20 protein-coding genes are annotated in these 20,625 nt (G+C 65.0%); 6 read left to right on the forward strand and 14 right to left on the reverse strand.

Features of this window, described 5'->3' with window-relative positions; translation table 11 throughout:
* Positions 1-8: 8 nt before the first annotated feature.
* From QRN25_RS00075 to QRN25_RS00110, 8 genes are all read right to left on the reverse strand, one after another.
* Complete coding sequence (locus QRN25_RS00075) at positions 9-890, reverse strand: aldose 1-epimerase family protein (RefSeq protein WP_285016592.1); 882 nt, start codon at positions 888-890, stop codon at positions 9-11.
* A gap of 133 nt (positions 891-1,023) precedes the next feature.
* Entirely contained in the window at positions 1,024-3,414 is a 2,391-nt protein-coding gene (gene pheT / locus QRN25_RS00080; protein ID WP_285016595.1) for a phenylalanine--tRNA ligase subunit beta, read from the reverse strand.
* Positions 3,415-3,433: 19 nt separating this feature from the next.
* Positions 3,434-4,522, reverse strand: coding sequence for a phenylalanine--tRNA ligase subunit alpha (gene pheS, locus QRN25_RS00085; RefSeq protein WP_037518961.1), 1,089 nt, complete (start codon positions 4,520-4,522; stop codon positions 3,434-3,436).
* A 56-nt stretch (positions 4,523-4,578) separates the two neighbouring features.
* Positions 4,579-4,911 carry a GIY-YIG nuclease family protein gene (locus QRN25_RS00090; RefSeq protein WP_036529909.1) on the reverse strand — a complete coding sequence of 111 codons (333 nt, stop codon included), beginning with the start codon at positions 4,909-4,911 and terminating at the stop codon, positions 4,579-4,581.
* Positions 4,912-5,133: 222 nt separating this feature from the next.
* Complete coding sequence (gene rplT / locus QRN25_RS00095; protein ID WP_008829612.1) at positions 5,134-5,499, reverse strand: 50S ribosomal protein L20; 366 nt, start codon at positions 5,497-5,499, stop codon at positions 5,134-5,136.
* A gap of 13 nt (positions 5,500-5,512) precedes the next feature.
* Positions 5,513-5,716: a 50S ribosomal protein L35 gene (gene rpmI / locus QRN25_RS00100; protein WP_008829613.1), complete on the reverse strand. Its 204-nt coding sequence runs from the start codon at positions 5,714-5,716 to the stop codon at positions 5,513-5,515.
* A gap of 149 nt (positions 5,717-5,865) precedes the next feature.
* The gene (locus tag QRN25_RS00105) at positions 5,866-6,258 is read right to left on the reverse strand and encodes a gamma-glutamylcyclotransferase family protein (protein ID WP_271180783.1); all 393 of its coding nucleotides are present in this window, start codon (positions 6,256-6,258) and stop codon (positions 5,866-5,868) included.
* A 3-nt stretch (positions 6,259-6,261) separates the two neighbouring features.
* Entirely contained in the window at positions 6,262-7,062 is an 801-nt protein-coding gene (locus QRN25_RS00110; RefSeq protein WP_285016607.1) for an inositol monophosphatase family protein, read from the reverse strand.
* A gap of 179 nt (positions 7,063-7,241) precedes the next feature.
* Between QRN25_RS00110 and QRN25_RS00115 the strand changes: the two genes are divergently transcribed.
* Positions 7,242-8,186 carry a helix-turn-helix domain-containing protein gene (locus tag QRN25_RS00115; RefSeq protein WP_271180785.1) on the forward strand — a complete coding sequence of 315 codons (945 nt, stop codon included), beginning with the start codon at positions 7,242-7,244 and terminating at the stop codon, positions 8,184-8,186.
* A gap of 86 nt (positions 8,187-8,272) precedes the next feature.
* Here the strand turns inward: QRN25_RS00115 and QRN25_RS00120 are convergent, their stop codons facing one another.
* On the reverse strand, positions 8,273-9,208 hold the full coding sequence (locus QRN25_RS00120) for a ribose-phosphate pyrophosphokinase (RefSeq protein ID WP_008829617.1): 936 nt from the start codon (positions 9,206-9,208) through the stop codon (positions 8,273-8,275).
* A gap of 569 nt (positions 9,209-9,777) precedes the next feature.
* Positions 9,778-10,758 carry a class II fructose-bisphosphatase gene (glpX, locus tag QRN25_RS00125; RefSeq protein ID WP_285016612.1) on the reverse strand — a complete coding sequence of 327 codons (981 nt, stop codon included), beginning with the start codon at positions 10,756-10,758 and terminating at the stop codon, positions 9,778-9,780.
* Between the two features lie 231 nt (positions 10,759-10,989).
* Here glpX and QRN25_RS00130 point away from each other — a divergent pair, with 231 nt between their 5' ends.
* Entirely contained in the window at positions 10,990-11,277 is a 288-nt protein-coding gene (locus QRN25_RS00130; RefSeq protein ID WP_271180787.1) for a hypothetical protein, read from the forward strand.
* Between the two features lie 91 nt (positions 11,278-11,368).
* Here QRN25_RS00130 and QRN25_RS00135 read toward each other — a convergent pair whose 3' ends face one another.
* A complete protein-coding gene (locus QRN25_RS00135; RefSeq protein ID WP_008829620.1) occupies positions 11,369-12,676 on the reverse strand; it encodes a homoserine dehydrogenase in 1,308 nt (435 codons plus the stop codon).
* Positions 12,677-12,749: 73 nt separating this feature from the next.
* Positions 12,750-13,595 (reverse strand): hypothetical protein, encoded by an 846-nt coding sequence (locus QRN25_RS00140; protein WP_285016618.1) that lies wholly within the window; start codon positions 13,593-13,595, stop codon positions 12,750-12,752.
* A 367-nt stretch (positions 13,596-13,962) separates the two neighbouring features.
* Between QRN25_RS00140 and QRN25_RS00145 the strand changes: the two genes are divergently transcribed.
* The 4 genes from QRN25_RS00145 to QRN25_RS00160 all read left to right on the forward strand — a co-directional run bounded on the left by QRN25_RS00145 (position 13,963) and on the right by QRN25_RS00160 (position 16,593).
* The gene (locus QRN25_RS00145; RefSeq protein ID WP_008829622.1) at positions 13,963-14,625 is read left to right on the forward strand and encodes a TonB family protein; all 663 of its coding nucleotides are present in this window, start codon (positions 13,963-13,965) and stop codon (positions 14,623-14,625) included.
* An 80-nt stretch (positions 14,626-14,705) separates the two neighbouring features.
* Complete coding sequence (locus QRN25_RS00150; protein WP_271180789.1) at positions 14,706-15,470, forward strand: MotA/TolQ/ExbB proton channel family protein; 765 nt, start codon at positions 14,706-14,708, stop codon at positions 15,468-15,470.
* 132 nt (positions 15,471-15,602) lie between these two features.
* Complete coding sequence (locus QRN25_RS00155; RefSeq protein ID WP_008829624.1) at positions 15,603-16,133, forward strand: ExbD/TolR family protein; 531 nt, start codon at positions 15,603-15,605, stop codon at positions 16,131-16,133.
* A 25-nt stretch (positions 16,134-16,158) separates the two neighbouring features.
* Complete coding sequence (locus tag QRN25_RS00160) at positions 16,159-16,593, forward strand: ExbD/TolR family protein (RefSeq protein ID WP_271180790.1); 435 nt, start codon at positions 16,159-16,161, stop codon at positions 16,591-16,593.
* Positions 16,594-16,666: 73 nt separating this feature from the next.
* On the opposite strand, the gene QRN25_RS00165 is transcribed toward QRN25_RS00160, so the two are convergent.
* Entirely contained in the window at positions 16,667-19,144 is a 2,478-nt protein-coding gene (locus QRN25_RS00165) for a ligase-associated DNA damage response DEXH box helicase (protein ID WP_285016628.1), read from the reverse strand.
* Positions 19,145-19,201: 57 nt separating this feature from the next.
* Positions 19,202-20,620 carry a phosphoglucomutase/phosphomannomutase PgmG gene (gene pgmG / locus QRN25_RS00170; RefSeq protein ID WP_285016630.1) on the reverse strand — a complete coding sequence of 473 codons (1,419 nt, stop codon included), beginning with the start codon at positions 20,618-20,620 and terminating at the stop codon, positions 19,202-19,204.
* Positions 20,621-20,625 lie beyond the last annotated feature (5 nt).

Raw genomic sequence — 20,625 nt, forward strand, 5'->3', positions numbered from 1 at the left:
GGATTCCTTCAATCTGCGGAGAGGACGGTGACGTCCATACGGAAGCTGCGCGCCTCTCCGGGCGCCAGCGTGATCACGCCCGGCTTTTCGCGGAAATCACCGGTAAAGCCAAGGGGGTCGGCATGGCCCTGCCACGGTTCGATGCACAAGTAAGCCGCGCCGGGCTTCTGCCAGATGCCCAGCATCGGGGTGTCCGGGAAGGCGATGGCGAGCTGTGTCCCGCCCGGTGCGCCGTACGTCAGCGCGCGGCTGGAGAGGCGGTCCCAGATCACCGCGTCCTCCTCGAACAGCGCGGCGTCCAGCGGCAGGATATGGCCTTCGACCGGCGATGCCACAGGCTCGGGCAACAGGAGTCCGGTGGGACCGTCGATGCGGCGGATCGGCTGGGGTTCGGGCTGTTCGAAGGCGACCACGTGGTCGGCCTTGGTGGCGCCTCCCGGCAGCGGCCATGCGAAGCCGGGGTGGAAGCCCAGGCTGAAGGGCAACGGGGCATCGCCGGCGTTGAGCACCCGCGCCTCGGTGAACAGGGCTGTGCCTTCCAGTCGGAACGCCATCTCCAGCATGAAGGCGAACGGATAGACCGCGCGCGTTTCAGGACTGTCGGTCAGGCGGAAAAGCGCACGATCGGTGCCCGCTTCCAAGACCTCGAACACCGACTTGCGCGCGAACCCGTGCCGGGGCAGGCGGTATTCCTCGCCGTCCAGCCGGTAGGTGTCGCCGTTCAAGGCCCCGACGATCGGGAACAGCAGCGGCGCGTGGCCGCTCCAGAACGCCGGGTCGGCATCGGTCATGTATTCGCGGCCGAAACTGTCGGTCAGCGACCAGAGTTCGGCGCCGAGCGGGTTGATCCGGGCGGTGAGATCGCCGGAGGAGATGGTCACGAAGTCCACGTCAGTCCCCTATCGTCATCCCGGCGAAAGCCGGGATCGCCGGCCGTGAACGACCCACCTTGCGGCGGGGCGGCTCACGGCCAGCGCTCACCTAAAGACCGCCAGCGGTCCCGGATCAAGTCCGGGACGACGATCACCCCCGCAGCACCGCGCCCAGCTTGGCGGCGGCGGCGGTCACCTTTTCGCTGATCGCCTTGAGGTCGGCTTCCTTGTAGCTGGCCTCGACCGGCTGGAGCGTGACTTCGAGCGCGAGTGACTTCTGCCCCTCGGGCACGCCGTTCCCGCGGAAGTCGTCGAACAGGCGCACGGCGACGATGTTGGCCTTGTCCGCACCCTGCACCAGCCGCACGAGATCGCCCGAGGGCAGCTCTGCAGGCACGAGGAACGCATAGTCGCGCGTCACTGCCTGCAGCGCCGGGGGCGCGTAGGAGACGCGGGCGAAGCCGGGCGTGCCCTTCTTGCCGGGAATGGCGTCGAGGAACAGTTCGGCGACCGCCACCGGGCCATCGACGTCGAACTGCTTCGCGGTCTTCGGATGCAGCATGCCGAAGCGCGCCAGCACCGTCTTGGGGCCGAGGCGCAGCGTCGCCGACTGGCCGGGGTGGAACTGGGGACCAGCTTCGCCCATGACCTGCAGCTTGTCGACCGGAGCGCCAGCCTCGGCCAGCAGGGCCAGCACTTCGGCCTTGGCATCGTAGGCGTCGAACGCCGTCGCCTTGCCGGTCGCCCAGCCGCGCGTGGTCTTCTCGCCAGCAAGGACGACGCCCAGCGTCAGCCGTTCATCGCTCGCCCCGCCGTTACCGCGGAGATAGCGGCGGCCGATCTCGAACAGGCGCAGCGAGGCCGCCCCGCGATCGAGGTTGCGCTTGGCCGCCATCAGCAGGCCCGGCAGCAGCGAAGGGCGCATGGCCTTCATGTCCTCGCTGATCGGATTGGCGAGCACCCACAGCGGACCTTCGGCGAAAGCCTCGGCGGCGGGCTCGGGCAGGAACGACCAGGTGACGGCTTCCTGAAGCCCGCGCGCCGCAGCGGCACGGCGGACGCGGCGCTCCAGCGCCTGCGCCGGGGTGGCGGTGGGCTTGGCGACGCCGTCCGCACGCGGCAGCGGCACGCTCTCGACCTTGTCGAGGCCGTGGATACGCACGATTTCCTCGACGATGTCGGGGGCGCCATCGACGTCGGGGCGCCAGCCGGGAACCGTGACGGCCCAGTCGTCAGCTTCCACCACCGAGAAGCCGAGGCTTTCGAGGATGCGCTGTTGTTCGCCGGGCGTGACGGTGACGCCGCCCAGCTTCTCGACCAGCGAGGGCGCGAAGTGGACGATCTTGGGCGTGCCCGGAGCAGCGCCCGCGCGCACGATCTCGGACACTTCGCCGCCGCACAGCTCGACGATCAGGTTCGTCAGCAGCGCAAGGCCGGTGTCGAGGAACTGCGGGTCGATCCCGCGCTCGAACCGCCCGCGCGCGTCTGACGTGAGGTTGAGCTTGCGGCCCGTCTTGGCGATACGCTCGGGATCGAAGTAGGCGATTTCGAGCAGGACGTCGGTGGTGGCATCGCCACATCCCGAGTGCTGGCCGCCCATGATGCCTGCGATGTCGTGGACGCCACTGCCGTCGGCGATCACGGTCATTTCGGCGTCGAGGGTGTAGGTCTTCTCGTTCAGCGCCTCGACCGTCTCGCCGTCCTTCGCGCGGCGGGCGACGACGGCGCCGGTCAGCTTGGCGAGGTCATAGGCGTGGGCCGGGCGGCCATACGTGAGCATCACGTAGTTGGTCGCATCGACCAGCGCCGAGATCGGGCGCTGACCCGCAGACTTGAGCGCATCCTGCAGCCACTGCGGCGAGGGGCCGTTCCGCACGCCCTTGATGACGCGGCCGTAGAAGGCCGGGCAGCCCTCGGTATCATCGGTGCGCACCTCGACCGGGCAGGGGAAGGTGCCTGCGGCCTCGGGCGCGACGATCGGCTTCAGCGTGCCGAGGCCCGCTGCCGCGAGATCGCGGGCGATGCCGTAGACGCCCATGCAGTCCGGGCGGTTCGGGGTGATCGACACGTCGATGACCGGATCGGCGCCGTGATACTGCGCGAAGGGCGTGCCGACCGGCGCGTCCTCAGGCAATTCGATGATGCCGTCGTGGTCTTCGCCCAGCTCCAGCTCGCGCGTGGAGCACATCATGCCGTTCGATTCGACGCCGCGCACGGCCGCAACCTTGAGCGCCATGCCGTTCACCGGCACCACCGCGCCCGGCAGGCCGAGCACGCCGACCAACCCTGCGCGCGCATTGGGCGCACCGCAGACCACGGTGAGCACCTTGTCGCCGGTATCGACGGTCAGGACCTGCAGCTTGTCCGCCTGAGGGTGCTTTTCAGCCGTGAGGACCTTCGCCACGCGGAAGCCTTCGAGCTTGGCGGCGGGGTCTTCGATGCCTTCGACTTCGAGGCCGATGGCGTTGAGCGTGGCGGCGATCTGCTCGATCGACGCTTCGGTTTCCAGGTAGGTCTTGAGCCAGGAGAGCGAGAACTTCATGTCTTAAATCCTTCCCGCCTTAGGCCGGTGTGCCGACGCCGCCCGAAAGGGTCGGCACGTCGAGGGCGGAGAAACCGTAGTGGGAGAGCCAGCGCACATCGCCGTCGAAGAAGGCGCGCAGGTCGTCCATCCCGTACTTGAGCATGGCGAGGCGATCGACGCCGATGCCGAAGGCGAAGCCCTGCCATTCGTCAGGGTCGATGCCGCCCGCCGCGATGACGCGGCGGTTGACCATGCCTGACCCCAGCACTTCCATCCAGGCGTGCCCCGGCGCATCGCCCGAACCGCCGACCACGCGGCGTCCGCCCTGGCTGGAATAGCCCACGTCCACCTCGATCGAGGGTTCGGTGAAGGGGAAGTAGCTGGGGCGCAGGCGCAGGACGATGTCGTCCCGCTCGAAGAAGGCCTTGAGGAAGGCTTCCAGCGTCCACTTCAGGTGGCCGAGGTGGATGCCCTTGTCGATGACGAGGCCCTCGATCTGGTGGAACATCGGCGTGTGCGTGGCGTCGCTGTCCGAGCGGTAGACGCGGCCCGGCGCGATGATGCGGATGGGCGCGCCCTGCTGGATCATCGAGCGAATCTGCACCGGCGAGGTATGCGTGCGCAGCAACATCTCGCGGCCGTCGTCGTTGCGGTCCGGGAAATAGAAGGTGTCATGCATCGCGCGCGCCGGGTGGCTTTCGGGCATGTTTAGCGCGGTGAAGTTGTGCCAGTCGTCCTCGATCTCCGGCCCGGTGGCGACCGCGAAACCGAGGTCGGCGAAGACTTCGGCCAGCTCGTCCATCACCTGCGAAACCGGGTGGACCGCGCCGCGCGGGGTGGCGGGCGCAGGGAGCGAGAGGTCGATCGTCTCGGCCGCAAGGCGCGCGTCGAGCGCGGCGGTTTCGAGGGTGTCCTTGCGGGCGGTGATGGCGGCGTTGGCGTCGCGCTGGTAGCCGTTGAACAGCGGCCCCATCTCGCGCCGCTCCTCGGGCGACATGCCGCCCAGACGCTTCATCAGCCCGGTGATCTCGCCCGCCTTGCCCAGATACTGAATGCGCAGCGCTTCGAGAGCCTCGAGCGTTTCGGCACCTTCGATCGCCGAGATCACCTGATCAAAATCGAGCACGATACTAAACCCCAAAAACTCGTCATTCCCGCGAAGGCGGGAACCCATCTGATGCCCTATCCCCTGACGATCCGGGGCGGTGGCAGCGGCACGAAGCCGAAATCCACCGCAAGGTCGCGCCAATCGGGATTGGCCTGTTCGATCAGGGCGAGTTTCCACGCCCTGTTCCACGTCTTGATCCGCTTCTCGCGCAGGATCGCGCTTTCAATCGTCGCGTGCCGCTCGAACCAGACCAGTCGATGCACGCCGTAGTCGCTCGTGAACCCTTCGATCAAGCCCTCGCGGTGCTGATGGAGGCGACGAAGCAGATTCGATGTGACTCCGACATAGAGCGTACCGTTGCGATGTGACGCGAGGAGGTACGTGCATGGATCGAAGGTTTCGCGCATCGGAGGGGCCACCAGCTGGGTTCCCGCCTTCGCGGGAATGACTGGGAAGAGTGATGCAGCGGAATCGCTTCAATCGGCAGTTAACACCCTGTCGTCATTCCCGCGCAGGCAGGAACCCAGCTGGTGCGCTATCCCAACACGCGAAAAGGGCGCGGACGGCACATGCCATCCACGCCCTTTGAAATCGCGCGATGAAGCTGAGGAGCTTTACGCGTCGGTGGCTTACGCCGCCGCCGGCAGAGCTGCCTTCGCCTGCGCGATGACGGTGCTGAACACGCCGCCTTCGTTCATGGCGAGGTCGGCCATCGTCTTGCGGTCCAGTTCGATCCCGGCGAGCTTCACGCCATGGATGAACTGCGAGTAGGTCAGGCCTTCAGCGCGGACGGCCGCGTTGATGCGCTGGATCCAGAGAGCGCGGAAGGTGCGCTTCTTGATCTTGCGGTCGCGGTACGCGTACTGGCCGGCCTTTTCGACGGCCTGGCGTGCGACGCGGATGGTGTTCTTGCGGCGACCACGATAGCCCTTGGCCTGGTCCAGAATCCGCTTGTGCTTTGCGCGGGTGGTGACACCCCTCTTGATACGGCTCATTCGTCAGTACTCCTCAGTTGAGCCCGTAGGGCGCCCACTTCTTGATGACCTTGGCATCGGCGTCGGAAATGACTTCGGTGCCGCGGTTCTGGCGGATGTACTTGCCGTTATGGCTCATGAGGCGGTGGCGCTTGCCGGCTACGCCGTGCTTCACCTTGCCGGTGGCGGTGAGCTTGAAGCGCTTCTTCACGCCGCTCTTGGTCTTCAGCTTGGGCATTTTCGTCTCCTTTGATCGGGACACGTCCCGCTGGCCTTGGCAGCCCTTTTCGCCAGGCCAACCCGCGAATCTCCCCGAAAGGAGACTCGACCGTGTCGATTGAAGGACGCGCCCTTAGTGGCTGGATGCAGGAAAGGCAAGCGCGCGGTTCACGAGTAAGCCATGCCGCGAACGCTGCGCAGCCATTCTGGGAAGTCCGGCCCGATCGCCCGGCCCTGCGGCAATCGCCCGCGCCATACATAGACCTGTGCGCTGACCCGCCCTGCGCCGGTACGAACCGGAAGCGCCACCCGCCGGTACTCCCGCCCTTCGTACCGGTCGAGCCGCGCCAGATCGCCGGGTCGCAGCTGCAGTTCGCAAAGCATGCCCCGCACCCGGCCTGTGCCCGGCATCAGCGCCGGATACCAGCCTTGCGCGTCCGGGACCGCGTAAAGCCGCCCCGGCACCTCGCCCGGCTCGGCCACGACCAGCCGCGCTGCGATCCACCGCGCCATCGGCGTATCCGCATCTGGGCGAAGGGTGCCGTAGAAGAACAGCCTCAAGGGTCAGTCGTGGTGATGGCCGTGATGATGGCAGGCCATCGCCTCGATCACGTCCTCCAGCCGCGCGGGGTCGCCGATCGCCAGCACCTCGCCGCCGGACTGAGCGTGAAGGGGCTCGCCGTTCCAGTCGCACATGATGCCGCCCGCGCCCTCGACGATGGGGACCAGCGCGGCCCAGTCGTGCAGCTTGAGCCCCGCCTCGCAGACGAGGTCGATGTGGCCGCTCGCCAGCAGGCCGTAGTTGTAGCAGTCACCGCCGAACATCATGCGCTTGTGGTCGGTCCTGGCCGCCAGCGCCATGAAGTGGGCGCCCTGATGGTCGTCGAAGTACTGCGGGCCGGTCGTCGCCAGCATCATGTCGGAGAGTTCGCGGCAGGGACGGGTGCGCACTTCGCTGCGATTGAAGGTGGTGGCGTGGCCGCTGGCGCCGACCCAGCGCTCGTTCAGGATGGGTTGGTCGATGATCCCCAGCACCGGCCAGCCGTCGACCAGCAGCGCGATCAGCGTGCCGAAGGTCGGGCGGCCGCCCATGAACGAGATGGTGCCGTCGATCGGGTCGAGCACCCAGGTGCGGTTCGAGCCGCCTTCCTCGGTGCCGAATTCCTCGCCGATGATCGAATCGCGCGGCACTTCGGCCTTGAGGATGCGGCGCATGGCTTCTTCTGCCGCCCGGTCGGCCACGGTGACGGGCGAGGCGTCGGACTTGCGGTCGGCGGCGAGGCCGGTGCGGAAGTGGGGGCGAATAGCTTCGCCCGCCGCATCGGCAAGGCGGAGCGCGAGGGCGATGTCGTGGTCGAGTTTCATGCCGCCTGCTCTGCCTTCCGGATGGTGATCCGGTCAAGGTCCTTGGGTCAGGGGTATCCGGGGGGCATTACCTGCAAGAAAATACTAGGAATCTAACAGCCCTTGTAGATTTTCTCGCATTGCTCCCAAGCCATTGCGCAATTATCGCTTTTCAAGGGCATCTTTAAAACAGGGTAACCATGCAACGCAGGAACCGTCCTGCGGTCGATCCCTCGATTGCGCCGCAGCAAGGCATCACACGTGACGGGCAACCCCTGTCCTACAACCGCGCGCCTGCGCCCGATCTGGCACCCTGGCTGGGCCGCCTCTATGTCACGAAAGTCGATCTGCCCAAGGATTACACGGTGTCCTGCGGACTGTTCAACGACACCGCCTGCGTGCGCGTGCAAATGGCGGGGGACTGGGCGGCGCAGACCGCAGAAGGACCTGTTACCACCCGGCGCGGGGCATTCTATTTCGGTCCTCATTCGCGGCGCATGCCGATTTCGGTAACGGGCAGCTTCGTCAGCGTTGGGTATGTCATCCGTCCCGGGACGGGCACCTCGCTGAAATTGCCGCGCGTGGGAGAGTTTCTCGACAGGGTCGTTCCTACCGACGTGATGACTGCGCCTTCGGACGACTTCCTGCAGGTACTGGACCCCGGTGCGACGCCGGAGGAATGGCTGCAGTCGATCGAGGGGCTGGTTCGCCGGCAGGTCGAAAGGCTGGGCGGGGCGGAGCCTGACCCCGTCACCGCGCAGTTCGAAGAGATCAGCCTGCGCGATCCGGGGATCTCGGTAAGCGATGCGGCGGCCGAATGTGGGGTCGATCGCCGCAAGCTTGAGCGCGTGGTCAGCCGCGATTTCGGCTTGCCGCCCAAGCAGGTGCTGCGCCGCGCCCGCGCGCTCGACATGGCGAGCCACCTGCGCGGCGTAGCCGATTCGCGCGAGGGAGATGAGATCGCTCTGCGCTATTACGACGAGAGCCATCTTATCCATGAGTTCACCGAACTGTTCGGCATGTCGCCGCGCCAGTTCGTCACGCGCCCGCAGCCGATCCTGACGCTGGCGCTCGAATCGCGTCAGGCGCGGCGTCTGGAAGCGCTGCGCCGGATCGAGCCGGGACAGGCTCGCCCCTGGGAGTAGCAGTGAAAGCCCGAAAACGAAGAACCCCAGGGCCGCGTCCTGCTACCCCGGGGTTCTTCGTTTTCGAAAGCGATGGCTCGCTGCGATCAGTCGAACAGGCTCGACACCGAGCTTTCGTCGGCGATGCGGCGGATCGCCTCGCCGAGCAGCGGGGCGATCGGCAGGATACGAATCTTGTCGGAGGCCTTGGCGGCTTCGGTCGGCATGATCGAATCGGTGATGACCAGTTCCTTGAGCGCGGAATTGGTCACGCGGCTCACCGCTGCGCCCGACAGGACGCCGTGGGTGATGTAGGCAGTGACGCTGGCGGCGCCTTCGTCCATCAGCGCCTGCGCGGCGTTGCACAGGGTGCCGCCCGAATCGATGATATCATCGATCAGGATGCAGGCGCGGCCCTTCACATCACCGATGATGTTCATGACTTCCGACTGGCCGGGCTTGTCGCGGCGCTTGTCGACGATCGAGAGCGGAGCGTTGTCGAGGCGCTTTGCCAACGCACGGGCGCGGACCACGCCGCCGACGTCGGGCGATACCACCATCAGTGACTGGTCGCCGTAGCGCGCCTGGATGTCGGCCGCCATGACGGGGGCTGCGAACAGGTTGTCGGTGGGGATGTCGAAGAAGCCCTGGATCTGGCCTGCGTGCAGATCGACCGAGAGGACGCGGTCGGCGCCGGCTTCGGTCAGCAGGTTGGCGACCAGCTTGGCCGAGATCGGCGTGCGCGGGCCGGGCTTGCGGTCCTGACGGGCGTATCCGAAGTAGGGGACGACGGCGGTGATGCGCTTGGCCGAGGCGCGGCGCAGCGCGTCGATGCAGATCAGCAGTTCCATCAGGTTGTCGTTGACGGGGTAGCTGGTTGGCTGCACCACGAAGACGTCCTCGCCGCGCACGTTCTCGTGGATTTCCACGAAGATTTCCTCATCCGCAAAGCGGCGGACGGCGGCGTCGGTGAGCGGCAGTTCGAGATACCCTGCAATCGCGCGTGCGAGCGGCAGGTTGCTGTTGCCGGACATGATCTTCATTTGCGAATCCCCGTGACGGTTCCTGGCGGTCGGTCGTTGGGACCGGCCCTGTAGCCGGGTGTCGCGGGATTGCAATAGTCGGCGACCGATTGTCACCGCATCGGCCCGATTTGAGGCATGGTTGCGGGGTGAGGGGGGCTGGGATGACGATGGTGTTTAAATGAAGACTTTAGGTAGGAAGTGGCCGTTTTATCCTCCCTGTTCCGCAGGAATGGGGAGGTGGCAGCCCGCAGGGCTGACGGAGGGGTTCCCCCCTCCACCACCGACTGCGTCGGCGGTCCCCCTCCCCATCGCTGCGCGACAGGGAGGATCAGGCAATGTCCGCAATGGGGCGCTTTTCGAAGGTCCGCTTTCCTACACGCGGCGCGCTCCGGTACATTGCGCTCATGCCCCGTTCGCCGCTCACCTTCCGCCACAAGGTTACACCACAAGGTGACACTTCACCCTCACAAGGTGACACATCCAGCGCAAAATGTGTCACCTTAGGCCCGCAAGGTGACACTTTCCGGCCCAAGGTGACACCTTTCCCCTCTGGACCGTGTAAACCGTGTAAACCCTGTCACCTTACATCAGATCCGATGCTCGCCCCTGATCCAGCGCACGGTGCCGGAACTGGCGCGCATGACCACGCTTTCGGTGGTCATGATGCCGCCTTTGCGACGCTTCACCCCGTCGAGCAGCGAGCCGCTGGTAACGCCGGTCGCCGCGAAGATGCAGTCGCCCTTGGCCAGCTCTTCCAGCTTGTATATCTTGTCGAGGTCCTTGATGCCCCACTTGCGCGCCCGCGAACGCTCGTCGTCGTTGCGGAACAGCAGGCGGCCGTTGAACTGCCCGCCGACGCAGCGCAGCGCCGCCGCAGCCAGTACGCCCTCCGGCGCGCCGCCCGAGCCCATGTAGAGGTCGATCGTGGTGTCCTCGTCGGTCACCGCGATGACGCCTGCCACGTCTCCGTCGCCGATCAGCACGACGCCGCAGCCGATCTCGCGCAGTTCGGCGATCAGCGCCTCGTGGCGGGGGCGATCGAGCACGCAGACGATGATGTCCGAAGGCTTCACGCCCTTGGCCGCCGCCACCGCCTCGACGTTCTGGGTCGGGGTCTTGTCGAGGTCGATGACGCCGTCCGGATAGCCGGGGCCGACCGCGATCTTCTCCATGTAGACGTCGGGCGCGTTGAGGAGGCCGCCTTCCTCCGCCGCCGCCAGCACTGCCAGCGAGTTCGGTCCGGCCTTGGCGGTGATGGTGGTGCCTTCGAGCGGATCTAGCGCGATGTCGATCTTCGGACCCTTGCCGGGAGCGCCGCCGACCTTCTCGCCGATGAAGAGCATGGGCGCCTCGTCGCGCTCCCCCTCGCCGATCACGACCGTCCCGTCGATGTAGAGGCCGTCAAAGGCCTTGCGCATTGCCTCGACTGCGGCATGATCGGCTGCCTTCTCGTCTCCGCGCCCGATGAGGGTCGACGCGGCGATGGCGGCAGCCTCGGTGACGCGCACCATTTCGAGGACCAGAACGCGATCGAGTACATGACTTGCGGGGGTAGTGTTTTCGGACATGTTCACTCCGGATTAATCCAGGGAGGCAAGATTTTCACCGATTAGACAGAGGATTTTGAATTGTCGAGAAGCTGGATTTTCCCTTTCGCAATCGCAATAATCGCTCCCGCGCCGGCGATTGCTCAAGCCGCTTCCGGCGCTTCTGCCGAAGACCGTGCGATCGCCGAAAAAATGCTTGGAACAGGTGGTCGTATCACGAAGGATACTTCGCGCAACGCCTGTCTGCGAACCATGAAACAGGGCGAGATCGTGGTCTGCGCGCCGACGCCGGATCAGTACCGCGTCCCTTCCACCGGAGACGACGACCCGACCGGCGTGGGCGCCAACGATGGGCGGCCGCGCACGCCGGACGTTTCGGGCAACGGCATCTTCAAGGGCAAGGCGACGATGAGCGGCTTATGCATGATCCCGCCGTGCCCGCCCGAGCAGCCCTATATCATCGACTTGTCGACGATACCGGAAGCTCCTGCGGGTTCGGACGCCGACAAGATCGCCAAGGGCGAACTGCGCGCGCCATGAAGGCGGCGTCCCGGAGTGGCGGCTCCGGGAGTGCTCAGGAATAGAACGTACAGGAAGAATGCCTCCGAAGAGGCATCCCCCCCGGGCCATCTCAGGCCCCGATGATCTGCATCACCAGCGGCTTCGCGGTCAGGCTGTCCGACCCGTCGAGAATGCGCATCGCCTCGGTGACGGCGCTCTCCGGCCCCGGATGCGTGACGACCGCCAGGATGACCTCGCCGTCCTGATCGGGATCGCCCTTCTGGATCAGGCTCTCGATCGAGACGCCCGCATCGCGCATGGCGGCGGTGATGTCGGCCAGCACGCCCGGGCGGTCCGGCACGGTGAAGCGGATGTAGGAACTGCCGACGCGGTGCCCGGATTCCGCCGGTTCCATCGCTTCCAGTTCGCCCGCGGGCATCGAGAATGCCGCGCCCTTTTCACCGCGCGCGATGTCGATGATGTCGGCAACGACCGCGCTAGCGGTTGGGCCGTCTCCGGCGCCTGCGCCCTGGAACAGCAGGCGGCCCATGAAGTTGCCTTCGGCCACGACCGCGTTGGTCGCCCCGTCGACATGGGCGAGCGGGTGGTCGATCGGCACCAAGTGCGGACGCACGCGCTGGAACAGCCGGGGAGTGCCGCTCGCAAGATCGACACCGGCCATGCCGAGCAGGCGGATGACGTAGCCGAGCGAGCGGGCCTGCTCGATGTCGGCGGCCTTGACGCGGCTGATGCCCATCGTCTCCACCGCGTCGAAGCGAAGCTGCGAACCGAAGGCGATGGCGGCGAGGATCGACAGCTTGTGCGCGGCGTCGATGCCCTCAATGTCGAAGGTCGGATCGGCCTCGGCATAGCCAAGCCGCTGCGCTTCGGCGAGAACGTCGCCGAAGTCCGCGCCGGTGTCCTCCATGGTCGAGAGGATGTAGTTGCAGGTGCCGTTGAGGATGCCGTAGACGCGCTCGATGGCGTTGGCGGCGGCGCCTTCGGACAGGCCCTTGATGACCGGGATGCCGCCCGCGACGGCCGCCTCGAACTTGAGGGCGACGCCCTTCGCCTCTGCGGCGGCGGCCAGTTCCAGCCCGTGATGCGCGATCATCGCCTTGTTGGCGGTGACGAGGCTCTTGCCGCCCGCAATCGAGTTGCGGGCGAGGGCGAGGGCCGGGCCGTCCGAGCCGCCGACCATTTCCACCACCACGTCGACGTCGCCCCGCGCGGCGAGGGCGGCGGTGTCGTCCACCCAGTCGTAGCGCGAGAGGTCGACGCCGCGATCCTTGGTGCGGTCGCGCGCGCTGACGGCGGCGATGCGGATCGGACGGCGGGCGCGGCGGGCGATCAGCTCCGCATTGGTCTCGATGAGACGGACGACGCCGGTGCCGACGGTTCCCAGTCCGGCAAGCGCGATATTCAGCGGTTCGGCCATGCTAGCTCCTTGTTCGGGAGCGCGCACTAAGGCAGGCGGGCGTCAAATTCCAGCACGAACGCCTATCGCGGTGTCACTTAAGTGTCCGCGTGCAGGGGCCGAGCTGACTCAGGACCATGCGGTAGTCCGCAAGAGCCTGCTGCTGTTCGGCGAAGCTGCCCGAGACATTGGCGCCGGCAGGCGGTGTTCGGGGCAGGAAGCAGGCGAGACGATACCACTCGAGCGTGTCCGGCTCCGGCGGGTGCCCGAGGTCGGCGACAAGCTCGGAGAACGAAACACCCCAGGCCGGGGCCTGTCCTTGTTCGTGCTTCACCGTGATCGAGGCGGCCGAATTGTCGTGGGTGTTGAGGAAGATCTGGGTCTCCCCCTGTCCCGCGAGATTGCCGGGAACGAAAAGCATCTCGCGCACGCCGGTGATCTTCGCGGGGGCATCGGGCGCGACGAGGGCCTGGAGAATTGAACGGAGCCGTGTCTCGCGCGCGGGCGTGGAAATCTGCTGTGCGGTCGGCCAGACGAGTTGAAGTTCGCCGGGACGGCCCGGCACGGCGCGTGCGAACAGGAACACGACCTGCTTCTTCAGCTTGGGCGCCTTGCCCTTGCCGTCGAGCGGGAGGTCGACGAGGTAGGTGACCGATTCGCCGAGCGGCGCCTTGCCCACCAGCAGAGCTCTGGTGCGGGCCTCTATATAGAAGCGTCCATGTCCCGGAGTGAGACCGCGAGCCCGTTCATTATCGATGCGGGTCATTTTAACGATCTGGGCCTGGACCACCAGACCTGCCGAATCAGCTAGGTCGGCGATGTCGGCATAAGTGACTTCACCGGGCGTCTCGAGCGGCCCCTGAGCGCTCGCCGCAGGGGGCGCGAATGCGAAATAGGCACCCGCCAGGGCCGCTGCAAGGGGGCGCGAAATCAGTGGCATGGACGATAATCTCCGTGGAAATGCGATGGCTTATAGTCAATGAGTGCGGACAACTCAAAATTGGACTGGATCAATTTGAGCTAACCGGGCATGAATCGTGCGTTAACCCCCGCTGGGCCGATAAGGCGTTGCGCGGGGTGGGCTTCAACGTTAAGAAGCCTGCAAAATGGGGCAAAAACAGCAAAAGCTCCTCGGTTCGCCTCCCGTTTCGTATTGTCGTCGGATGGGCAGACTGTTAGCCGTCAGGGTGGGTAATTTGGAGTTTCGTCATGGGTTCCCTCTTTCCGGGGGGGAGTCCATGGGCGCCCTTGGGCATGTTCTTCCGGGAATTTTTGTCCGGGGCTTGGTAATGGAGTGATGCGTCTGAATGGCTTACGCTGACCAGCAGATGAGCACCAACAAGGTTGTTGCTCTTGTCATTGTCGCCTTGATCCATGTCTTCGTCGGCTATGCGCTCGTCACCGGCTTGGCCTATGAGGCGGCGAAGAAGGTCATCAACAAGGTGACCACCGTGGATATCAAGGAGGAAAAGCCCAAGGAGGAAGAGCCACCGCCGCCTCCTCCGAAGGAAGATACGCCGCCGCCGCCTATCGTGGCGCCGCCGCCGCCGATCAACATCGCCCCGGCCCCGCCGCCGGTGCAGACTGTGATCACCCCACCCCCGGCTCCGCCGGTGGTGATCCAGACCGCAGCGCCGCCGCCGGCTCCGCCGCCGCCGCCGCCCGGTCCGTCGAAGGCTCGTGGCGTCAAGCCGAAGGGCCAGGGCAGCTGGGCCGCCCGCATTCAGTCGAACTACCCGACCCGCGCTGCTCGTGAAGAGCGCGAAGGCCGCGTCGGTGTTCGCGTGACTGTCGGTGGCGACGGTAAGGTTTCGGCCTGTTCCGTTTCCGCTTCGAGCGGCAGCCCGGATCTGGATGAGGCCGCTTGCGACGGTATGCAGCGCTATGCGCGCTTCGACCCGGCGCTCGATGCGGACGGCAACCCGATCTCGTCGTCGTACTCGACCGCGATCGTGTACAAGCTCAACTAATCTCCAAGGGATCGGTTCGGGTCATTGGGTAATTCGACCGCTCCGATCACATCCTGCATTCTTCTTGAGAGGTAACTCGCATGCTTATCGTTGACATCCTTGCCGCCGCGGGCGCGCCGCAGAACAAGTTCGGCTTCGCCGAAGCGCTTCAGCAGGGCGGTTTCATCGCTTACGCGACCGTGATCATCCTGGGCATCATGTCCTTCGGTTCGTTCTATATCCTGTTCACCAAGTGGTTCGAGCAGTCGAAGATCCTGCGCCAGTTCGGCACCATCCGCACGACCTTCTGGAAGGCTCCGACCCTGCGTGAAGGCGCTGCCAAGCTCGAGAAGAACAGCGCATGGCGCCAGCTCGTCGAAGACGGCATCGCCGCTGAAGACCAGCACTCGAAGATGACCGACTCGCTCGAAGCCCACGACTGGCTGCACGGCTCGCTGTCGCGTTCGGAAGCGACCATCAACGCTCGCCTCTCCGGCGGCCTGCCCTTCCTCGCCACTGTCGGTGCGACCTCGCCGTTCATCGGTCTGTTCGGTACCGTCGTCGGCATCTACCGCGCACTGATCGCGATCGGTCTCGCCGGTTCGGCCTCGATCGACAAGGTCGCGGGTCCGGTCGGTGAAGCGCTGATCATGACCGCGCTCGGTCTGCTCGTCGCCGTTCCCGCCGTGCTTGCCTACAACTACCTGCAGTCGCGCAACAAGCGCATTGCAGAACTGCTGACGGGCTTCTCGAACGACATTCTCGCGAACATCAACTCGAAGGGTGCCATCAAGCCGACCGTCGCTGTCGCGGCCAAGGCTGCTCCGGCTCCCGCCAAGCCGGCTGCCGCTCCCGCCAAGCCGTAAGAGCACGGGGAACGAAGCGGATCGGCTCATTGGCCCGGTCCGCCCCCGTCGGGGTCAAGAAGAAGGCGGCGGCTCGAAGCATGCGAGAAGTCGCTGCCGACCCCCAGGCAACGCAAGGATTAGGATAAGACTATGGCGATATCCACGGGCGGAGGCGGTGCAGAGACACCGATGTCCGACATCAACACGACGCCGCTCGTCGACGTCATGCTGGTGCTGCTCATCATCTTCCTGATCGCGGTTCCGGTCGCGATCCAGACGATCGAGAAGCTGCGCATTCCCGTCATCGTAGCGCAGGAGTCGAAGGACAAGGTGGAGAATCTCCTCCTTACCGTTTCGACCACCGACGCTTCGGGCAAGAGCGCGGGCGAACCCGGTTTCCAGGGTGCGAACCGCGGCGGTGAATGCCGCATCTACATCAACAACGTGACGCCGGTGACTTCCGAGGAACTGCGCGACCAGGCCTTCAAGCGTCTTGACGCGATCGTGAAGCGCGAAGGTGGTCCGCAGGCCCTCATGGCAAACCCGGATCTCATCCCGCAGGTCCACATTCGTGGTGACGTCGAATCGCCTTGGCGTTGCGTCGCCGGTGCGATCTACAACGTCCAGATTTCGGGTTATCCGACGGTTGGCTTCATCACCAACCCGATCGATCCTAACTGACGCGCGGGAACAGGAGTAACATCTCATGGCAATGTCAGCAGGCAAGTCTGATGGCGAGCCGATGATGGAGATGAACACGACGCCGTTGATCGACGTCATGCTCTGCCTCCTCATCATGTTCATCATGTCCATCCCGGTTGCGACGCACTCGATCGATATCGATCTGCCCGTCGCGACCCCTCCGACGGACACTCCGCCTCCGATCGACCCCGTCAAGAACAAGATCGTGCTGACTCAGGACAGCAAGGTCATGTGGAACGGGACCCAGATCGATCAGGGGCGTCTGGTCCAGACGCTCGAAGCCACGACCCGCATGACCCCCGAGCCGGAACTTCAGTTCCAGCCCGAGCCGCAAGCCAGCTACGAGCTGTCGGCACAGGTTCTTGAGGTCATCAAGGCTTCGCAGGTCACGAAGTTCGGCTTCGTCGGCAACGAACAGTTCGCGACTTTCGGCAAGTAAGCCGGTCGTTCAAAAACTGGTCCCGCAAGGGGCACCCAAAGGGGCGGAGCAATCCGCCCCTTTTTGTTTGCCCTCAATCCTCGTTGCCCGAATCAATCCGCATCGCAACCGAGGCCAGGCTTTCCGCCTCTAGTAGCAAGTCGTCGTCCGCTGCCCCCGAAGGCAGGCTTTCGCGACCGATCATTGAGAGCGCCGGCACTGACAACGGGCTGATCCGGTCAAGCACCACGTGATCGATTTCGCGTGCCGCACGGTCGAGTACGTCGGCAATGCGGGCCACGTCGGTCATCCGTGCGCGAGCGTCGGCCCACGCAGCCTCTATCAGCAGGTGATCGGGCTCGTATTTGCGGAGTACATCGTAGATCAGGTCGGTGGAGAAAGTGACCTGTCGGCCTGACTTGCGCTTGCCGGGCTGCTGGCGTTCGACGAGGCCCGAGATCAACGCCACTTCGCGAAATGCGCGCCGGAGCAGGTAGGATTGCTGCACCCAGTCGACGAACTCATGCGTCAGGATGTCGGGGGAAAGCAGCGAAGCAGGATCGTCCACCGCCTTCAGGCCCCAGACCACAAGAGTGTAGTCCGTAGCCACGAAACCCAGCGGGTTTAGCCTGCGATCTTCCATGCGCCTGGTGATCAGCATCCCGAGCGATTGGTTCGCGTTCCAGCCCTCGAATGTATAATAGCTCGTATACGCGAGATTGCGGTGGGGGAAGCTTTCGACCAGCAGCCGACCGGGTGCGGGCAAATGCGATCGCCAGTCCTGCACTTCCAGCCACTCGCGCACGTCGTCCGGAAATCGCGCCCATCCCGCCCGATCAGAAAGCATCGCGCGCACCCGATCGGCGAGGTGCGTCGAGATCGGCATGCGCTGGCCCATGTAGCTGGGAATCGTCGCCGAGCGCTTTGCTGCGCGGACTACCAGTTCCAGTTCCTTTAGTGATTCGACCTCAAGGTCCATCCCTGCAAAGCGAAAGGTGTCGCCGGGCTCAAGGCTGGCCCCGAAACCTTCCTCGACTTTGCCCAGCGATCGCCCGTTACGGAAGCGCACATCGAGCATCTCTGCATCGACGATGATTCCGGCATTGAGGCGGTGGCGGGCGGCGTGCTCGGGATGTGTGAGCCGCCATATCCCGTCCTTCTCGCGGACGATGCGGCGGAAGCGGTCGTACGAGCGCAGCGCGTAGCCGCCAGTCGCAACGAATTCCAGCACACGGTGGAAGATCGTCTCGTCCACCCAGGCATAGCTGAGCGAGGAGCGAACCTCGCGCAGCAGGGCTTCCTCTTGGAACGGTCCCGCGCAGGCCATTGCCATCACATGCTGGGCAAGCACGTCGAGCCCGCCCGGACGGAAGGCGTCGCCGTCGCGCTGTCCTTCGCGCACGGCCTGTTGTGCGGCAAAGGCCTCGAGGAATTCGAAGCGGTTGCCAGGCACCAGCACTGCCTCGCTGGGACTGTCGAGCCGGTGGTTGGCACGGCCAATTCGCTGCAGCAGACGCGAAGATCCCTTGGGCGCTCCCATTTGCACGACGAGATCGATGTCGCCCCAGTCTATGCCCAGATCGAGGCTGGCAGTGCAGACCAGTGCCCGCAGTTTCCCGTCAGTCATGGCCGCCTCGACCTTGCGGCGTGCCTCGCGTGAGAGCGAGCCGTGGTGGATGCCGATCGGCAGGTTGTCTTCGTTAGCGTCCCACAATTCCTGGAAGATGTACTCTGCCAGGAAGCGCGTGTTGGTGAAGACGAGAGTCGTGCGGTGCGCCTTGATCTGTTCGATCAGTTGCGGAATGGCCCAAGTCGCGGCATGGCCGCTCCACGGAATACGCTCTTCGCGGGGGAGCAGGATTTCGACCTGGGGTTCGGCGCCTGGCTCGCCCTCGACCAGTTCGACATTATCGATGTCGCCCCATGGAGCCAACCAGCCGCGATACTCGTCGGGATCGGCCAGAGTGGCGGATAGCGCCGCACGCCGGAGGCCCGGCGCTATCGCCTGCAGCCGCGTGAGGGCCAATGCGAGGAGGTCGCCGCGCTTGCCGGTCGCGAAGGCATGGACCTCGTCGACTACGATGCGTTGGAGCCTAGCGAAGAGGCTGGGCGCCTCCGGATAGCTAAGCAGTAGCGATAGCGATTCGGGTGTAGTCAGGAGGATATGTGGTGGCCGCGCGCGCTGCCGGGCCTTGCGGTCCGACGGCGTGTCGCCACTGCGCGTTTCGATGCGGATCGCCAGCCCCATCTCTTCGACCGGCGTGAGTAGATTGCGCTGGACGTCGGTGGCCAGTGCCTTGAGCGGGGACACGTACAGCGTGTGCAGGCCGTCAGCCGGTTTTTCTGAGCCGAGCCGCGAGGGACAGAATGCGGCCAGCGTAGGCAGGAACCCGGAGAGGGTCTTGCCTGCACCGGTATCCGCAACGAGCAGCGCATGCTTCCCTCGATCCGCGGCCGCAAGCATCGCCTGTTGGTGGCTGCGTACACACCATCCTCGCGAGTCGAACCATTCGGCGATCTCTGGAGGTATCTGCCCGGCGGGTGTTGCTATTGCGCGCATCTGGAAAAGCATATCTGCACTATGGGTTAAAAGCACCGCAGCGGATGCAGTTTCACGGTCTCCGTTGATCTATTCCACCATCATCCGGGAAAGCCCTGAGGCAGCAAGCTGATCGTCGATTTGCGCCAGCAGGCGCAGCAGGCCTTCAGGCGTATCGCTTTCGGCTCGCGCGGTCAGGGCTGCCTGAGTGTTCGATGCCCGCAGCAGCCACCAGCCATCCGGTGTATCGACACGCGCGCCATCGATCAGCTCGACTTGTACTCCCGCCTCCGTGAGCCTTCGTACGACGTCCTCGACGACCGCGAACTTGTGTGCCTCGTCCGCCGGGAAGCGCAGTTCCGGAGTACTGATCAGAGCGGGCGTCGCGTCGTGGAGCGCGGTTATGCTCGATCCGAGGCGGGCCGCAGCTGCGATGATACGGATTGCCGCGTAGAGCCCGTCGTCGAAGCCGAACCAATCGTCGGCGAAGAAGAAGTGGCCGCTGGTCTCGCCGCCCAGCAAGGCGCCGGTTCGCTTCATTCGAGCCTTGATGTGCGAGTGACCCGCCGGGGCCATCTCAACGCGGCCGCCCATGGCACGGACGCCATCGAAGACCGTGCGCGATGCCTTGACGTCTGCAATCACGCTTGTGCCGGGGTGGCGGAGCAACAGGTCACGCGCAAAGATGAGCAGCAGTCGATCCGCGTCCAGTACCCGGCCCAAGCTGTCCACGACACCGATTCGGTCAGCATCGCCATCGAAAGCTAGTCCGAAGTCGAGGTTCTTCGCCACGACCAGTTCCCGCAAGTCTGCGAGATTGGCGTCGATCGTTGGATCAGGGTGGTGATTGGGAAACCGCCCGTCCACCTCGGAGAAAAGCAGATGGTGTTCGCCCGGCAATTGCGACAGCAGACGTTCCAGCGCCGGTCCGGCCGCTCCGTTGCCTGCATCCCAACCGATCCGCAGCCGGTCAAGCGAGCATCTATCGCATCCGGCCAGTCCTTCGAGCAGTCGGCTGACGTAGGTTGGGAGGATATTACGGTTTTCGATGCGGCCTCGAATGTCTGCGCGCGGGCAGCCGCCCGTGGCGAGGATGCTTCCGATCCGGATAATATCCGCCCCGAAAAAAGGCGCTCCCGCAAGTACCAACTTGAAGCCGTTGTGATCGGCGGGATTGTGGCTGCCAGTTACTTGAATGCCGCCGTTCACCTTTGGAATTGAGGCTTCAGCGAAATAGAGCATCGGTGTCGGGCCAAGACCGATGCGAATGACATTCACTCCCGCGTCGGCGAGACCTTCTACCAGCGCGGTCTCGAGAACTGGCGAGCTTATGCGTCCGTCGCGTCCCACGGCAATCGCACCGGTGTTCCCAATGACTGACCCGAAGGCGCGGCCAAGTGCGTAGGCGTCCTCTTCGAAGAGTGTTTTGCCGAAGATACCGCGAATGTCGTATTCGCGGAGAATGCTGGAATCGAACCGATGATTGAGGGCTGGCGTCGGCTTGGTCATTCTCG

The organism is Novosphingobium sp. fls2-241-R2A-195, from assembly GCF_030209485.1.
GTDB classification, from domain to species: domain Bacteria; phylum Pseudomonadota; class Alphaproteobacteria; order Sphingomonadales; family Sphingomonadaceae; genus Novosphingobium; species Novosphingobium resinovorum.

What these genes read in the sequence shown, in the direction of transcription:
- pheT (WP_285016595.1), bottom strand. Translation starts at nt 3,414, where the DNA reads ATGAAGTTCTCGCTCTCCTGGCTCAAGACCTACCTGGAAACCGAAGCG.
- QRN25_RS00090 (WP_036529909.1), bottom strand. Translation starts at nt 4,911, where the DNA reads ATGCGCGAAACCTTCGATCCATGCACGTACCTCCTCGCGTCACATCGC.
- rplT (WP_008829612.1), bottom strand. Translation starts at nt 5,499, where the DNA reads ATGAGCCGTATCAAGAGGGGTGTCACCACCCGCGCAAAGCACAAGCGG.
- rpmI (WP_008829613.1), bottom strand. Translation starts at nt 5,716, where the DNA reads ATGCCCAAGCTGAAGACCAAGAGCGGCGTGAAGAAGCGCTTCAAGCTC.
- QRN25_RS00110 (WP_285016607.1), bottom strand. Translation starts at nt 7,062, where the DNA reads ATGAAACTCGACCACGACATCGCCCTCGCGCTCCGCCTTGCCGATGCG.
- QRN25_RS00115 (WP_271180785.1), top strand. Translation starts at nt 7,242, where the DNA reads ATGCAACGCAGGAACCGTCCTGCGGTCGATCCCTCGATTGCGCCGCAG.
- QRN25_RS00120 (WP_008829617.1), bottom strand. Translation starts at nt 9,208, where the DNA reads ATGAAGATCATGTCCGGCAACAGCAACCTGCCGCTCGCACGCGCGATT.
- glpX (WP_285016612.1), bottom strand. Translation starts at nt 10,758, where the DNA reads ATGTCCGAAAACACTACCCCCGCAAGTCATGTACTCGATCGCGTTCTG.
- QRN25_RS00130 (WP_271180787.1), top strand. Translation starts at nt 10,990, where the DNA reads ATGAAACAGGGCGAGATCGTGGTCTGCGCGCCGACGCCGGATCAGTAC.
- QRN25_RS00135 (WP_008829620.1), bottom strand. Translation starts at nt 12,676, where the DNA reads ATGGCCGAACCGCTGAATATCGCGCTTGCCGGACTGGGAACCGTCGGC.
- QRN25_RS00140 (WP_285016618.1), bottom strand. Translation starts at nt 13,595, where the DNA reads ATGCCACTGATTTCGCGCCCCCTTGCAGCGGCCCTGGCGGGTGCCTAT.
- QRN25_RS00145 (WP_008829622.1), top strand. Translation starts at nt 13,963, where the DNA reads ATGGCTTACGCTGACCAGCAGATGAGCACCAACAAGGTTGTTGCTCTT.
- QRN25_RS00150 (WP_271180789.1), top strand. Translation starts at nt 14,706, where the DNA reads ATGCTTATCGTTGACATCCTTGCCGCCGCGGGCGCGCCGCAGAACAAG.
- QRN25_RS00155 (WP_008829624.1), top strand. Translation starts at nt 15,603, where the DNA reads ATGGCGATATCCACGGGCGGAGGCGGTGCAGAGACACCGATGTCCGAC.
- QRN25_RS00160 (WP_271180790.1), top strand. Translation starts at nt 16,159, where the DNA reads ATGGCAATGTCAGCAGGCAAGTCTGATGGCGAGCCGATGATGGAGATG.
- QRN25_RS00165 (WP_285016628.1), bottom strand. Translation starts at nt 19,144, where the DNA reads ATGCTTTTCCAGATGCGCGCAATAGCAACACCCGCCGGGCAGATACCT.
- pgmG (WP_285016630.1), bottom strand. Translation starts at nt 20,620, where the DNA reads ATGACCAAGCCGACGCCAGCCCTCAATCATCGGTTCGATTCCAGCATT.